Genomic DNA, 16,402 nt, shown 5'->3' with positions numbered 1-16,402 from the left:
GGCTATATTGATAAAAATAAGTTCAAGGATTGTCAGCGCTTCATTTCTTTTTAGTATTCCGGAAAATTTCGTGGGACAGGAGAAGATGTTGCAGCCCAAACTATAAGAACGAAGAGATATACCAATAGCTGTCCGGTACATCGCATAATCTAGGCTTTAAAAATCATGGGGTGAGGCTTTTTAGCAACGCGTATAATTGGCATAAGCGCTATGATTACGATTTGTTTATGAAGATCGGGATGAGATGATAAACATTAAGGAAGAACATCTTAACGCAACCTACGACATCCTTGTCAATGTCGCGCTGAAGAATCATCCGATCGAAGGGATTGCCGGCCATATCGACGATCGTTTTATGGCTTACGGTACGGCCGCCGATGAGAGAATTTTTGGCTTGGATGGGTTCACCTGGATGATTGAACGACAATGGGAAGAGATGAATGCATCCAAGACAGAAATACGACAGCTTCCCGTATTCAGGCAAGTCTTTAATGGTGGCAATTCCGCCCTGATTGTTGAAGAGATTGAAATGCTGATGGAGGAAGAGCCGGAAATCCCGCCAATACTCTTAAGACTATCGACCCTGCTCGAGTATAACGGTAAAAGATGGATCATCCTGCACTTTCACAGTTCGATGGCCGATGCCAACACCCTGGAGGGCAGTGCCTGGCCCATAGAAGAGCTCAAACGCAGAAATATAGAACTGGAGAAACAAGTTGCAGAAAAAACTGCCGATATTCAGCTGCAAAAGCGGGAGCTGGAGATAGAGGCAGCCCTTGAACGTGTCAGGGCTCAATCGATGGCTATGCATAAAAGTGAAGAGTTGGTAGAAGTGGTTCGACGAATCAACAAGGAAATAAAGAGGTTGGGGATTCATTTTGACACCACTCAAATTATTACTGACTTCTCTGACGATCTAAAGGACGGCTTTAACGACTGGGTTGCCGTTGAAGGCCTTGATTATCTTGAAAAGTTTCATGTTCCATTTATAAATCATCCAATCATCTCAGAACTGTTTGAAAATGCTGGAAATGGTATTGGTTTTTATGCGGATACATATTCAAAGTCAGAAAAAAATTCGCTTTTCGATTTGTTGTTTGAGCATTCCGATTTTAAAAGAATTCCTGAAGAGAGAAAGGACCATATTTTAAATGCTCCCGGTTGGGTAGTAAATACCATTTTTTTCAAAAATACGTGGTTGCAGATTGCCCGATATAGCCTCAATGAGTTTACAGGGGAAGAAAAAGAAATTTTTAAACGCTTTGGAAAAGTTTTTAGCCAAGCCTACACCCGTTTTCTTGATTTGAAGAAAGCCGAAGAACAGGCACGCAAAGCTCAGATAGAAACCGCATTGGAACGAGTTCGTGCCCAGTCGATGGCGATGCATAGTAGTGATGAATTAATTGAAGTCGTCAGGGAAATCGGAAAGGGAATTCACGAACTGGGGATACCGCTCCACTATTCTCAAATTTTTACTGACTATACACATGACCCCAAAACGGGAATAAATCTCTGGGTGGATGCTGAGGAGCAAAATTACCTCAAAAAATTCCATCTTCCGTATATCGACCATTTTATCACACAAAAATTCTATAACCCATTAAATGAGGGACTGGAATTTTTTGGTAATCAATTTTCAAAGTCTGATAAGGACAGCTATTTCAAACTATTGTTTGAAAAGTCTGACTTAAAAAGGATTCCGGAAAAAAGAAAAGAACTGATTTTTGATGCTACCGGGTGGACACGCTTTACAGTAGTACAGGATAAATCCTCTCTGAATTTTGGTCGTTACAACCTGGATGCCTTCACGGATGAAGAAAAAGAAATTTTCATACGATTTGGAAAGGTTTTTGGGCAGGCCTACACCCGTTTTCTGGACCTAGAAAAAGCGGAAGAACAGGCACGGGAAGCTCAGATCCAGCTTGCCCTCGAAAGAGTGCGTGCCCGAACCATGGCCATGCATAACAGTTTCGAGCTTGGAGAGGTTGCTTCGGTTCTGTTTGAACAGATCGGTTCCCTGACGTCTACACCCGATCGATTCAACATTGGAATTATCAATGAAGAACAGGAATACGTGGAACTATGGCTCACGGATCAAAAAGGGCATGAAATAACTACAAAGTTCGTAGCACATCCTAAGAACTCTCCGATCATTGCGAAAATATTTCAGGAGTGGAAAAGTGATGCAAGCTTCAACATCCTGGACCTCCACGGAGAACGATTGGAAAACTGGGTCCGCTACATAGGAGGTGAAGTGGGCGTCCCATTCAGAAAAGATAGCGTAAAGGATCATCGATACATCACGAGTGTGCCTTTTTCCCATGGTTTTATCGGAATCACGACTCATCAGGAACCGGATCCTGAATCCATACCTATTCTAGAACGGTTTGCAAAGGTATTCCAACAAACTTACACCCGCTTCCTCGACCTGCAAAAAGCAGAGCATCAGGCGCGGGAGTCTGAAATTCAGTTGGCACTGGAAAGAGTTCGATCTAAAAGTATGGCCATGCACAAAAGTGAAGAGCTGGCCGATCTTTCTCTTGAATTGGTTAAGCAGGTACAGGCGCTCGGTATAGAAACCTGGTTTTGTGCCTTTAACATCTATGAAGATCATCCGGAAGGGTCCATGGAATGGGGTAGCAATGGAGAGGATACCTTCCCAAAATACCGGACACCTCGAGAAGGCATCTTTTTACGCTACTATGAGGCGGGACAACGCGGTGAGATTCTCCTGATTAATGAGATCGGCGAAGAGGAGTGTCCCGCTCATTATGACTATCTATGCAGCTTGCCGGGCGTTGGAGAACAGCTGCTGAAAATGAAAGATCATGGTATTTCCTTTCCAACCTCACAAATTGACCATGTAGCTTATTTCAAGTATGGATACATCATCTTTATAACCTATGAGGCCGTCCCGGAAGCCCATGACATTTTCATGCGCTTTGCCAAGGTCTTTGAACAGTCCTACACACGGTTTCTGGATATCAAACGGGCAGAAGAACAAGCCCGGGAAGCCAAAATCGAAGCGTCCCTGGAGCGGGTGAGGGCTCGTTCCATGTCCATGCAAAAAACGGATGAATTGCATGATGTGCTGAGTGTTTTGTTTGAACAGTTTTATGTATTGGGAATTGAACCGGTTAATGTTTTCCTAAGCTTATTTGACAAAGAGAAGCGAACCCTTACCTACCGCGCCACCGGCACCGGGGGAAGCAGAACGCAGGGACAACAGGTGGTGAGTTTAGACAGCCTTGATGTGTGGAGAGAACTTTTTGAAAAATGGAAGAATGACAACTCCGATTCTGTTGAGGTGATCTATTACGAAAAAGAGATTCTTCCTACGCTATTCGGGCTGTTAGATGAAACATTTTCTGCCATGCCCGAGGATGAGAGAATGACGATGGATCAATTTCCTGAGGGCGGCTACACGGCTCACGGTTATACTCCTTTTGGCTACATCGGCTTTAACCACACACGTCCCCCGACTTCTGAGGATAAGGCTATACTGACCAAATTCGCCTCGGAGTTCAGCCGGGTTTACCAGCGATTCCTGGATATAGAAAAGGCGGAAGCCCAGGCGCGAGAAGCTGAGATCGAAGCGTCTCTTGAAAGGGTTCGTTCAAAAGGTATGGCCATGAACAGCACCGAGGAGATTGAATCGGCCACTGCGATCGTGTTCAAGGAGCTTAAGAAATTGGGAATTGATATGGATCGATGCGGGATCATTCTTTTCGGTGATACTCCCGTTGCAGAACTTTGGTCCACAACTTCCGGCCAGAAAGACAAAGAAGATATTGATATAATAACAGGACATTTGGATTTCAGTGTTCACCCGTTGTTGCAGCAAGTATACGAGGCGTGGTTAAAAAGAAGGGAGTTTTCAAGCTATACGTTAATCGGGGATGAAGTACGAAAGTACTATTCCAAGCTTGAAAAGCAGCCAGAGTATCAATTTCCCAAGGCATCTCATTACCCTGTCAAACAAATTGTTCAAACCTTTTTATTTGAGGAGGGAGTAATTTTTGTCTTTACCAGAGAAGCGCTATCTGATGATGAAAAACAAATCTTCCAACGGTTTACCAGGGTATTTGCGCAAACCTACACCCGATTCCTCGACCTGCAAAGAGCCGAAAAACAGGCCCGGGAGGCTCAGATTGAAGCGGCATTGGAGCGAGTTCGAGCACATTCAATGGGAATGCATCGAAGTGAGGAATTGATAAATGTTGTTCGTGGGATTGGAAATGGTTTGAGTGACCTTGGTATAAAAGTAGATCAAACAAATATTTTAACAGATTATACCTCTGACCCAAAAGATAGCTTTAATGTTTGGACCGATGTCTCCGACCAGAACTATCTTGAGAAATTTCATGTCCCCTACATAGATCATCAAATAACTATTAAATTTTTTGAAGAGTTAAATAGAGGGACCAATTTTTATTCAGAAAAATATTCAAAAACCCAAAAAAACTCTTTTCTGAAATTACTATTCGAGCATTCAGATATAAAAAAGATACCCAAAGAAAGAAAAGATTTAATTTTAGAAGCCACGGGTTACGTTCGGTTTACAGTTATTTTTAAAAATACTAGTCTGTTGTATGGGCGGTTTAATCTGAAAGAGTTTAGTCAAGAAGAGAAGGATATATTTAAGCGTTTCGCTAAAGTCTTTCAACAGTCCTATGTTCGTTTTTTGGATCTAAAAAAAGCCGAAGAACAGGCCCGCGAAGCTAAAATTGAAGCAGCCCTGGAACGTGTGCGCAGCCGTACGATGGGCATGCAGCAAAGTTCAGAACTCTCTGATGTTGGGAACCTGTTATTCCAGCAAATAACACAGCTCGGTATTGATGCGGAAGGATCCTGGTTCTGGTTTATTGAACCCGATACCGAAACACTGGAAATCTGGGTTACCGTTGATGGCAAACTGGCTGAACCCATCACCGTTTCGGGAAGCGATTTTTGGACCTTCGAGAAAGAAATTAAGGGATGGAAGAAAGGGGAACCTTACCTCAAGCTAACCATGCCCTCTGAAGAGGCCAGGGAAATTGTATACAATTTCTTCGGGATTGAGCTTTCAGATCAAAAAGAGTCATCTACGTATCACCTGCTCCAGGTTCGTCATGATTACGGCTTTCTCGGTTTGGGCACCTGGCAAGAAGCTACTGACGAAGAGATTCGTATTTGTTCTCGTTTCACAAAAGTTTTTGAACAAACCTACACCCGATTCCTTGACCTCCAGAAAGCGGAAAAACTGGCCGTTGAATCCTCGCGTCAGGCCTCACTCGACCGAATACGGGCGGAGATTGCCTCCATGCGAAGCGCCGAGGATTTACAGCAAATCACCCCCATCATCTGGGATGAGCTTAAGACCCTGGATATACCTTTTATTCGCTGTGGCGTGTTCATCATGGATGAGGAGAATCAGCTGAGTCATACGTATCTAAGTACCTCCCAGGGTGATCCGATTGCCGCCCTGCACTTGCCGGTGGAAGGTATTTCTCTTGTGGAACAGATCAGTAATGCCTGGGAAAAACAAGAAGTGTACACCGTTCACTGGGACGAACAGGATTTTCGGGATTGGACTCAAAGTCTGATTGAAAAGGGGTTCATTGATTCCCAGAAAAAATACGAGGCCGGCTCCGCACCAAAGAGTCTAGACCTGCATTTTCTACCTTTTAAACACGGCATGCTCTACATTGGAAATACGAAATCGCTTGATCGGAAAAGCCTTGACCTCAGCCAATCCCTGGCAGATGCTTTTTCTGTGGCTTATGACCGGTATGAGGATTTCAACAAACTGGAACATGCCAAGAAAAAAATTGAAGAGGCCTTTCAGGAACTGGAAGCCGCCCAGGATCAGCTTGTACAGCAGGAAAAGCTGGCTTCCCTGGGACAGCTCACAGCCGGCATCGCCCATGAGATCAAGAATCCTCTGAATTTTGTAAATAATTTTTCGGATTTGTCCGTCGAATTGATTCAGGAAGCCCGTGAAGAAATCGAATTGGTAGGGACGTATTATAATACGTCCCTACCGGATAATGTGCTCGACGAACTTTCTGCTATCCTTGACAACATCGAGATGAATCTCCGGAAAATCCACGAACACGGCAGCCGCGCCGACAGTATCGTTAAATCGATGCTGGAGCATAGCAAGGGCGGTTCCGGCAAACGGGAGCCGACCGACCTGAATGCCCTGGTCAGGGAGTTTTCCAACCTCTCTTTTCACGGGATGCGGGCGAGCAAGCAGCCCATCAACGTAGATATTGACCTGCAGCTGGATTCCTCGATTGCAAAGGTACCTTTGATTGCCGAAGACTTTAGTCGGGTGATTGTTAACCTGTGTACCAATGCCTTTGATGCGATGAGGGAGAAGTTGTCAGCTGACGGCCAACAGCAATCGAATACTAATGAAAATCACTATGAGGCCAGACTTACGATTAAAACCTATCAAAAGGACGCAAATATCTTCCTGGAAATCGAGGATAACGGACCGGGCATTCCAGAGGAGATCAAGGATAAAATTATGCAACCTTTCTTTACTACCAAAAAAGGGACGGCAGGTACCGGCCTTGGACTAAGCATTACCAATGATATCATTAAAGCACAGGGGGGATTTTTAAACTTGCGTTCCACAGAGAACAGAGGTACAATTTTCACAATCCAATTACCTACATGAAATCGAAATCCCTATTTGGTAGCTCAACAGACGAAATTCGTTCTGTATTGAATCAATGCCTGACTGATGGGTTTAAACCTACAGTAGCCTTTCTTTTTACTTCAATAAAACAGGACAGCCAAGACCTTTGCAGCATCTTTAAAGAAAAGGGAATTGATATTTTTGGAGCCACATCCTGCGGTGAGTTCTCTGACGGTCACCAAGGAGAAGAGGGTATTGCCGTACTTCTCCTTGACCTGAACCGGGATGCATATTCCATTCTGTTCGAAGATATTGGAAACCGGACTATTGAGGATACAGCCAAAAGGATTGCAGTAAAATCCCTTAAAACATTTTCGAACCCATCTTTGATTCTTTGCAGTTCTGGTGTAGATAACAACGGTGAATTATTTGACGGCACGACACTGGTGCATAGCTTAGAAAAATCGCTTGGTGAAGAACGTATCTTTTTTGGAGGGATGGCAGGTGATGACATGACGTTATCGGGTACACGTGTTTTTACTCACAGCAGGGAATCTGATTTTGGCATAGTAGCTCTGGTTTTAGATGAGAATAAGGTATCATTGTATGGAATGGCCATTACCGGTTGGCAACCCATGGGCATTTCCAGAAAAGTGACCAAATGTAACGGCAAGCTGCTCTACACAATTGACGACAAACCCGCTGTGGAAATGTACCTAAAGTATTTGGGCAAGAGTGAAATGACAAATAATCTAGATTTCGACCTGCTGGATGAACTTGCTTTCAGCTATCCCTTTATCGTCCAGCGTGACGAAAGCGGCGAAACACTGGTAAAGTCACCCATGAGAATTGATCACACCGAAAATGCACTGGTTATGGACATCGAAATGCAGGAAGGTGAACGGTTTTGGTTTTCCATGCCACCCGACCTGAATATTTCAGAAGAGATTATTGATGAAGCTGTTCAAATTAAAAGTAAGTTGGGAGAAAATGTAAACGCGGATGCGCTGCTCATTTTTTCCTGTGCCGGAAGACCACCAGTACTTGGACCTTTAGTAACGATGGAAAATGAAGGACTCACTGAGGTGTGGAAAAGTCCTATGGCAGGCTTCTTTACCTACGGCGAATATGGTCGGACAAAAAACGGGAGACAACATTTTCACTCAACAGCCTGCTGCTGGGTGGCTTTAAAGGAAAAAGGAGCTCTCTAAAAGCGAAAACAATCATAAAAAATTAATCCTATGAAAGTCTTTATTGAATTATGTAAGGCCAGGGATGCCTGGTTAAAGCTCTCACTCAAAGAGCGACAGGATTATGTAGCACAAATTGGCCCTGTGATGGAGGATCTTATTAATAGAGGAGCTGTTATTGAAGCCTGGGGTCTCAATGAAGACGAAACAGATTACAAGTCAGAATATAATTTCTTTATGGTCACCAAACTGCCCGATGACGATATGCTAAAGGAATTTCAATCAATTGTAGAGTCTGCAGGATGGTACGACTATTTTGAACAGGTGAATCTGTCCGGATCTCTGATGTCACCCGACGAAGTGATTGGCAAGATGCTTGAACTGTAATTTCTTTTAACCAAATGAAAGCAAAAACAATCACAGATAAATCAGTAGAAGCCATTCGATCTGCTCTCGAACAGGAAATGGCAAATGGCTATAAACCGTCGTTGGGAGTGGTTTTCGTACCATCCGGTTTCGATTCATCGGGTATTGCCAAAATGCTTGACGAATTCGATATCACAGTTTTCGGAGCCAATACACCGGATCTTTTTACAGACCGGGGGATAACCAATGATGAAGGCACCGTCCTGTTAATGGACCTTGATCCTGAATATTTCAGGCTTGAAATCAAGCCTATTCCCACAGGTGATTATGAATCCGCAGTCAACGTCGCTCAGAATATAGCCCGGTTGGGATCTGAAAGGTTTGAACGACCTGCTTTCATCGTCTCTGTTTCACAGATGGACGTACCCGGGGAGGCCATTGCTGAAGGGTTTTTGTCGGGAGCCGGTGAGGACGTCACTCTCATGGGGGGCATCTCAGGCGGAAAACCTTTCTGGGCAAACCACATTGTTTTTAACAACCATGAACAATACCAGCATGGGATCATTTGCCTCATCATAGATCAGGATCACGTTGAAGTCAACGGTCTTGCCGTCTCCGGATGGAAACCGGCCGGAACCCTGAAAACCGTGACCGAAAGTGAAGGCAACTGGGTCTATACCATTGATGATGAACCGGCTTTGGATGTACTGTTACGCTTTACCGGAGCTGACGTCGATCTGGATGACAATGACGATCTGTTAAGGCAAATTGGAAACCCCCATCCTCTCCAGGTGACTCCAAAGGAAGGCAACCCGGTCATGAAACCGCCAATACAGGTCAAACCGGAAACCGGTGCAATTTTATGCGGTGGACAAATTCCTGAGGGATCAAAAATACGTTTTTCCCTCCCCCCTGATTTTGATATTGTCGAAACTGTGATTGAAAGTGCACAGTCCGTAAAAGATCAAAAATTACCAAAAGCAGATGCTTTATTGATTTTTTCTTGCATAGGCCGGCAAATGACCCTTGGACCTCTGGTGGATGATGAAATTAATGGCTTAAATGATGTATGGAAGGTACCGATGGCAGGGTATTTTAGCCTTGGTGAATTCGGTTCAGTAGAAGGAGGAACAGCAACTTTCCACGGCACTACGTGTAGCTGGGTAACATTAACTGAAAAACAACCAACCAAATAAAAGCAACATGAAAACAGGAATGATTAAGGTAAGTGTACTTTATCCCAACAAGGAAGGCAAATCGTTTGATATGGACTATTATCTGAGCAAACATCTGCCATTGGTGTCAAAAACATTGGGTACGGCTCTTCAGGATTCCAGCTATGAAAAGGGACTTGCATCAACAGAACCGGATACGCCGGCCCGGTATGTAGCTATCGCTAACCTCTACTTCAAATCAATGGAAGAGTTTGGAGAAGCTTTTGAAAAAGCTGCACCGACATTGATGGCCGACCTACCCAACTTTACCGATATTGAACCGGTTGGACAGATCAGTGAAATTGTAGGTTGATACAACTTCTCTTAATCTTGTTCACAAATAGGCTCTTCACTTAAACTGTTGATTCAAATGATCGCAAAATCCATTAAAGGTACATCTCAGGAGGAAATACAGACCTCACTTCAGGAAAGTATGCGTGACGGGTTTACTCCTACCCTGGCGATCGTATTTATGTCCGTCTCCCGTGACAGACAAGCAGTTTCCCGAATGCTTGATCAAAAAGGGATTACCGTATTCGGCTCAACCACCAATGGAGAGTTCATTGACGAAACACCGGAATCTAAATCTATTGTCGTTCTTCTCCTCGACATGAACCCCGAAAACTTCAGGATTTATCACGGGGAGTTTGAATCAGACAATTATCGCCAAACAGCCGCTTGGCTGGCCGGGGAGGCTATGAAAGAGTATTCGGATGTGGGGTTCCTGCTGGCTATCAGCGGTGCGGCCACTGATGGTGAACAGGTATTGTTAGGATTGCAGGATGAAGCCGGCGAAGAGGTCAACGCCTTTGGAGGAGCCGCCGCGGATGACTACAAGTTTGAGGAAACCTTTGTATTTACCAATAACTGGGAAAACAACAAAGGGATCATATTGATGGCTATTGATCAGTCGAAAGTAAAAATGAAAGGGATTGCCACCTGTGGCTGGAAAGCCGTGGGTACAGAAAAGACCGTGACCAAAAGCGAGGGCAATCACGTATTTACTATAGACGGATCCCCTGCACTGGACATTACTACCAGGTACGGCGGTCTTGAAAATATAACGCCTGAGAATAAGGATGTTATGGTAGAGCTTGCTGCTAATTTTCCATTGCAATTACAAAAGGAAAAAGGAGACCCGGTGATGCGTCCGCCTCTGGTTGTTGACTGGGATGACCACTCCTATTACACGAGCGGCACGGTACCTCAGGGTTCAAAAATTCGATTTTCGGTTCCGCCGGACTGGGATGTGATGGAAAAGGTGGTAAAAGGTGTTCAAAATCTGAAGGATTCTGAAATGCCCGAAGCCGATGCCCTGGTAGTATTCAGCTGCGGAGGCAGAATACTCTCCTTTGGACCTATGATGAATGCCGAATTAGAAGGTATCAAAGAGGTTTGGAATGTGCCCATGGCAGGCATGTTTTCCAATGCCGAATTGGGAAGAATGTCAGGCGGTAACCTGGAGATGCACAACCTAACTACGTGCTGTGTAGCACTTAAAGAGGAGTGATGTGAAAGCTGAAACAATAAAAGGAGATTCTTCCGAAGAGATACAGGAAAAGTTGACTCAATGCCTGGATGGTGGCTATAGCCCTTCACTGGCGATTGTCTTCATGTCAATTAAACAAAATATCGAAGCAGTTTGCGACATCCTGCACCGGCAGGATATTCAGATTTTCGGAGCAACGTCATCGGGAGAATTCATCAGCAGTGATATTCAGGAAGAAAGCATTACCATCATGCTGCTGGATATGAATCCGGCCCATTTCAGGCTTCTGTTTCTTGAAGCCGTAAATCACAATGAGTACGATATAGCCAGACAATTGGGGGAGCAAGGCAAAAACTTCTTTGAAAATGCCGGTTTTATCCTTTTGTCAGGATGGAGCAATCACATGGATGGCGAAGATATTATCAAGGGACTTGACGAAGGGTTTGGTGGAAACGCCACCATATTCGGAGGAATGGCCGGCGATGATCAGATGCTGACCGGCCCAAAAGTATTTACACAGGGAAGAAGCAGTGTCACGGGAATATTGGCCTTGATTATTGATCAGGACAAGATCAATTTGTCTGGAGTGGCAACCTGCGGATGGAAGCCCATTGGCATTGCCAAAACCATAACCAAAAGCAAAGGCAATGTTGTATATACAATAGATGATCAACCTGCACTCGATCTGGTTATGAAATATCTGGGATTAAGCCTCAGCGACGAACCGATGAACAACACGGTGTTCAGCCTTGGCGCCTATTATCCACTACAGCTTGAAAGAGAAGGAGCTCCGGCAGTAATGAGAACAGCCATGCTGGGAAATACGGAAGATCGCTCTCTGGTCTGTGCCGGAAAGATCCCCCAGGGAGCCAAAGTACGATTCTCACTGCCGCCTGATTTTGACGTGATAGATACCGTTGTTGAAGAGTGCACCGCGGTTAAAGAAGAACAGCTTGAGCAGGCCGATTCCGTTATCATGTTTTCCTGTATTAGCAGGTACCTGTCTTTCGGCGTTATGACCAGCGAAGAAATAAGCCGTGTAAGTGAGGTATGGCAAACTCCAATGATCGGGTTTTTCTCCTATGGTGAATATGGAAGGTCAAAAGGTGGAAAACATGAATTCCATAACAACACCTGCTGCGTTTTGGCATTGAGGGAAAAATGATATGAAGGCAAAATCAATAAAAGGAAAGTCTGTTGAGGATATCAAAGTAGCACTCGAGCACATTGCAACAGACGAATTCAAGCCTACCTTAGCCGTTGTATTTCTCTCCGTACAACAAGACCGGGAAGCTATATCAAGATTACTTGACGAAAAAGATATACAGATTTTTGGTGCCACCACGGCGGGAGAATTTATTGATGGTGATATCGAAGAAGGTAGCACTGTCATGCTTTTATTCGATTTAAATCCGGATTATTTTAAGCTGGAATTTATCGAAGTAAATCCGCAAACTGCATTCAAAGATGCCAAAAAACTAGGTGTCATTGGGAAAAAACCATTCCAGAATCCCGCTTTTATTGTTGCAACTGGAGGCGTGTTCATTGATGGTGATCAAATCATGGAAGGCATCATACAAGGGTTCGGAGAACCTCTAACGCCCACTAATGGTGAATTAACCATATTTGGTGGCATGGCCGGAGACGATTTAATAGCTGAAAAACCACTTGTTTTTACCAACGAAAAGTGTCACGACAACGCCTTGCTTGCTATGATTATTGACGGGGATAAAATTGATGTAAGAGGCATAGCAACGTGTGGGTGGAATGCCATTGGTACTGCAAAAACTGTAACGAAAAGCGAAGGCAATATCGTCTACACCATAGATGATAAACCGGCTTTGGACATGTTAATGAAATATCTTGGTGTTGAGGTGGAACAAGAGCAAAATAAAGGCATCGTGGCATTTCTAAATTCCTGGTATTACCCACTGCAGCTGGAGCGTGACAACGGGGATACCGTGATACGTGCTACCCGATTTGCCAATAGTGAAAACCGATCACTTATTTGTACAGGCAGTGTGCCACAAGGATCCAAAATCAAGTTTGCAATGCCTCCTGATTTTGATGCCATTGAAACCGTTGTTTCAGAGTGTGCCAGCATTAAAGATGATGAAGAGAAGCAAGCCGATGCGTTAATCATGTTTTCATGTGTGAGCCGACATTTGTCGTTTGGAGCTTCCATCAAAGAAGAAATCGATCAGGTTCAAAATATTTGGAATGCACCTATGGCGGGATTTTTTACATATGGCGAATATGGAAAATCAAAAATCGGTGACAATGAATTCCATAACAATGCCTGTTGCGTTGTTGCATTAAGGGAAAAATAAACATGGATAAAAATCTGCAATCTGTAGCTGACTTCATTCAGCAAAATTCAAACATACCGGATGAGCAGAAGGAATCTGTTTTGAAGTCATTAAAAGCCGCTGATAAAGAGCTTCAGATTTTATCCTTTAAACTGGATCGCACGGAAAAAGTAAAGCGCACAACCGCGATCCTTCTCGAGGAGACTATCGAAGAACTCGAGCTGAAAAGAAAAGCTGTCGAGGAGACCAATGAAGCTCTGCAAAAATCATTGAAGGATTTAAAGGCCGCCCAAAATCAGCTTGTCCAGCAGGAAAAGCTTGCTTCCCTAGGCCAGCTCACAGCCGGTATTGCCCATGAGATTAAGAATCCACTCAATTTTGTGAATAATTTTTCGGAACTATCCATTGAGCTGATTGAAGAAGCACGGGACGAAATCAAATCCGTAGGGGCGTTGCATGATACACCCCCACAGGGTGATCTACTTGTTGAATTGAATGACATCCTAAATGATGTGGAGATGAACCTGCAAAAGATTCATGAGCACGGAAGCCGTGCCGACGGCATCGTTACCTCGATGCTGGAACATAGCCGGGGCGGCAGCGGAGAAATGGTAGCAACACCTTTTAATCAGCTAATCAAAGAGTATGTGAATCTGGCCTTTCATGGTATGCGCGCAAGCAAACAACCGATCAATGTGGATTTCGATATGCAGCTGGATGAATCCTTAGGTACGGTGCCGCTCGTTGTCGAAGATTTTTCTCGTGTTATCGTGAATCTTTGTAATAATGCCTTCGACGCTATGAGGGAGAGGCTGTCAGCTGACAACCGACAGCAATCGGACAAAACTGAAAATCACTATGAGCCCAGACTTACAGTTAAAACCTATAGCAAGGACTCAAATATCATCCTGGAGATTGAGGACAATGGGCCGGGTATTCCGGAGGAGATGAAGGATAAAATTATGCAACCCTTTTTTACCACGAAGAAAGGAACAGAAGGCACGGGACTCGGTCTGAGTATCACCAATGATATTATAAAAGCACACGGTGGCACCATCGAGGTATATTCAAAACCCGGTCAGACGATATTCAAGATTAAACTTTTCGGTTAACCTGATGCCAAGATTCTTCCGGTGCATTGAATTGAAATCTCAACCTAACCGGTTTCCGGATTAGGAATGATTGTTAAATGTCCCGTTAATATTTTCTACCGACATGCGGTCCCCATGGGACCGGTTGCTAGATGAAGAAATTGGAAAATTCTTCCGCCATAGCGTTAACCACTTATTAGGACTTCTTTAAACACTGGCAAAACATTCAAAATTATGCTAATCTCAGTGCGATTTGCTGCACCCTATATATGGGATTTTGCACTTATAAATAGTATTCACTTTCAAGAGAGAAGGTAATCGATACTTCATTTAGGGATGTTGCTATTCGGTTATCACTCATTTGCAATCAAAAGAGACCTAAATCATGAAAATAGAGCCCATAATCCTGGAAGTCAGTAAAGGATGGAAAATCTACCAGGTAACCGGCGGACTTGTGGCCATTGCCGGGGCATCATATATGGCTGTTAAAAGCCTGGAGATTATAGAGTATGCAGGAATGCAAGCCGTACTGCTTGCCATATTCATGGTCCTGGTGTGCCTGAGCGCCCTCTATTCCATGCTATACGGCTTCCGACACCGCATTGTCTTTCAAGACAGTAAAATGTCGCGCCAAGGAGTATTTCATACAAAAGAGATTCCGTATGAAGAAATCAGCAATATTCTTTTCACCCACAGCTACTGGAAAATAAGTCCGCCTTTTAAATTGCTGGGCGATCCCAAAGCCATTCATATTGATTTCAAATATGATCGAGATAAAAAGGAGAAGGCCACCCGTTACCTCAAGAACAAGTTTGAAAGAAAAGGCGGCCCAAAGGTGGTTAAACAGTGAATAGTGCATTAAATCAAGCTTATCCCAACCTTCATTTTAGGGTGAGAGCTTTCCTCCCAGCTGAAATCCCAATATGTTGTAACCTCGCAAACTTTCATATCGTGGGTATCATCTAATTTAATTCTGAGGAATTTTTATCAACAAATTGGCAATTTTGAATTTTTTCTATTTTCATAAGGTAATATTTAGCTAAGAATAAATTATTGGGATGGGTATGAAATCGATAAATCAAGCAGTTCTTCTAGTTTATGTATTTGGAATATTTGTTGGATGCAGCACCGAACAAACCAAGGATACCTCTTCCGAGGAACCCCCTGTTGTAGAAGTTAGGGCAATATACGATACCGAAAACGACAGGCATCTTTTTCGAACCGAAACAGATACCATCGCCGCAGGCTGGACAACCTTTCGACTGATCAACGCCAGTCCTTTCATCCACTTCATCTTTTTCGACTATTTGCCTGGAGACAAAACCAGTGAGGATTTTTTAACTGAAGTCAGTCCGGTATTTCAGGAGTCCTCGTATCTGATGATGGAAGGTAAAAATGAAGAAGCCATGGCTAAATTCGGTGAATTGCCGGAATGGTTCGGTGACCTGGTATTCCGGGGAGGTACCGGGTATACTTCACCGGGACGTACTGCTGAGGCCACCCTCTTTATGGCTCCCGGCGACTATGTAATGGAATGCTATGTAAAAATGCCTGACGGTACCTTCCACTGGAACATGGGCATGTATGAAGACTTGCATGTGAAGAGCGATACGACGCAAGCCCGGGAACCACAGTCACCTGACATAGAAATTACCATTACAGACGAAGGGTTAGATGTGGAAGGGCAACCCAGAGCCGGAGAGCAGCTGGTAGCAGTGCATTTTCAGCAAGAGAATCCGGGACTCATCGGCAAGGATGTGCATGTTGCCAAGCTTGATGAATCAACCGACATAGAAGAGGTTGCCAGATGGATTGACTTTATGAGGGCTGAAGGACTGGTATCCACTGCTGAAAATCCCGGACCGACAACCTTTATCGGTGGTACCCATGAAATGCCAATGGGGAATACAGCCTACTTTACGATAGACTTTGAACCCGGCAGGTATGCCTGGATTTCTGAGCAGGAAATTGCCAACAAAGCGTATCAAGAATTTACCGTAGAAGAATAGACAGATTACATTACTTCGGTATACTCTTATACCAAATCATTTTATGAAACCCGGTTCGAGGCCGGGTTTCATATATTAGGGTTCCTTATCGAAACTGTCTTCTTTT

At 44.1% G+C, this 16,402-nt stretch carries 11 protein-coding genes; all 11 read left to right on the top strand.

The window, feature by feature from the left end; all coding sequences use genetic code 11:
* Window positions 1–244 precede the first annotated feature (244 nt).
* The 11 genes from G3570_RS00445 (at window position 245) to G3570_RS00395 (ending at window position 16,296) form a co-directional block, all read left to right on the top strand.
* Complete coding sequence (locus G3570_RS00445; RefSeq protein WP_165138076.1) at window positions 245–6,667, top strand: ATP-binding protein; 6,423 nt, start codon at window positions 245–247, stop codon at window positions 6,665–6,667.
* Entirely contained in the window at window positions 6,664–7,839 is a 1,176-nt protein-coding gene (locus G3570_RS00440) for an FIST signal transduction protein (protein ID WP_165138074.1), read from the top strand. The genes G3570_RS00445 and G3570_RS00440 overlap by 4 nt, the downstream gene beginning before the upstream one ends.
* 30 nt (window positions 7,840–7,869) lie before the next feature.
* On the top strand, window positions 7,870–8,205 hold the full coding sequence (locus G3570_RS00435) for a DUF6616 family protein (protein ID WP_165138073.1): 336 nt from the start codon (window positions 7,870–7,872) through the stop codon (window positions 8,203–8,205).
* A 14-nt stretch (window positions 8,206–8,219) separates the two neighbouring features.
* Window positions 8,220–9,380: an FIST signal transduction protein gene (locus tag G3570_RS00430; protein ID WP_165138071.1), complete on the top strand. Its 1,161-nt coding sequence runs from the start codon at window positions 8,220–8,222 to the stop codon at window positions 9,378–9,380.
* A gap of 7 nt (window positions 9,381–9,387) precedes the next feature.
* A complete protein-coding gene (locus tag G3570_RS00425) occupies window positions 9,388–9,711 on the top strand; it encodes an EthD family reductase (protein ID WP_249066541.1) in 324 nt (107 codons plus the stop codon).
* A gap of 57 nt (window positions 9,712–9,768) precedes the next feature.
* Window positions 9,769–10,908: an FIST signal transduction protein gene (locus G3570_RS00420; protein WP_165138069.1), complete on the top strand. Its 1,140-nt coding sequence runs from the start codon at window positions 9,769–9,771 to the stop codon at window positions 10,906–10,908.
* Window position 10,909: 1 nt separating this feature from the next.
* Window positions 10,910–12,052 carry an FIST N-terminal domain-containing protein gene (locus G3570_RS00415; protein WP_165138067.1) on the top strand — a complete coding sequence of 381 codons (1,143 nt, stop codon included), beginning with the start codon at window positions 10,910–10,912 and terminating at the stop codon, window positions 12,050–12,052.
* A 1-nt stretch (window position 12,053) separates the two neighbouring features.
* On the top strand, window positions 12,054–13,217 hold the full coding sequence (locus G3570_RS00410) for an FIST signal transduction protein (RefSeq protein ID WP_165138065.1): 1,164 nt from the start codon (window positions 12,054–12,056) through the stop codon (window positions 13,215–13,217).
* Between the two features lie 2 nt (window positions 13,218–13,219).
* Complete coding sequence (locus G3570_RS00405) at window positions 13,220–14,308, top strand: sensor histidine kinase (protein WP_165138063.1); 1,089 nt, start codon at window positions 13,220–13,222, stop codon at window positions 14,306–14,308.
* Between the two features lie 364 nt (window positions 14,309–14,672).
* Complete coding sequence (locus G3570_RS00400; RefSeq protein WP_165138062.1) at window positions 14,673–15,137, top strand: hypothetical protein; 465 nt, start codon at window positions 14,673–14,675, stop codon at window positions 15,135–15,137.
* 214 nt (window positions 15,138–15,351) lie between these two features.
* On the top strand, window positions 15,352–16,296 hold the full coding sequence (locus tag G3570_RS00395; protein ID WP_165138061.1) for a hypothetical protein: 945 nt from the start codon (window positions 15,352–15,354) through the stop codon (window positions 16,294–16,296).
* Window positions 16,297–16,402 lie beyond the last annotated feature (106 nt).

The sequence above is a fragment of the Halalkalibaculum roseum genome (genome assembly GCF_011059145.1).
GTDB classification, from domain to species: domain Bacteria; phylum Bacteroidota; class Rhodothermia; order Balneolales; family Balneolaceae; genus Halalkalibaculum; species Halalkalibaculum roseum.
Note: the sequence above shows the minus strand (reverse complement) of the source record. Positions and strands in the feature narration are given on the sequence as shown.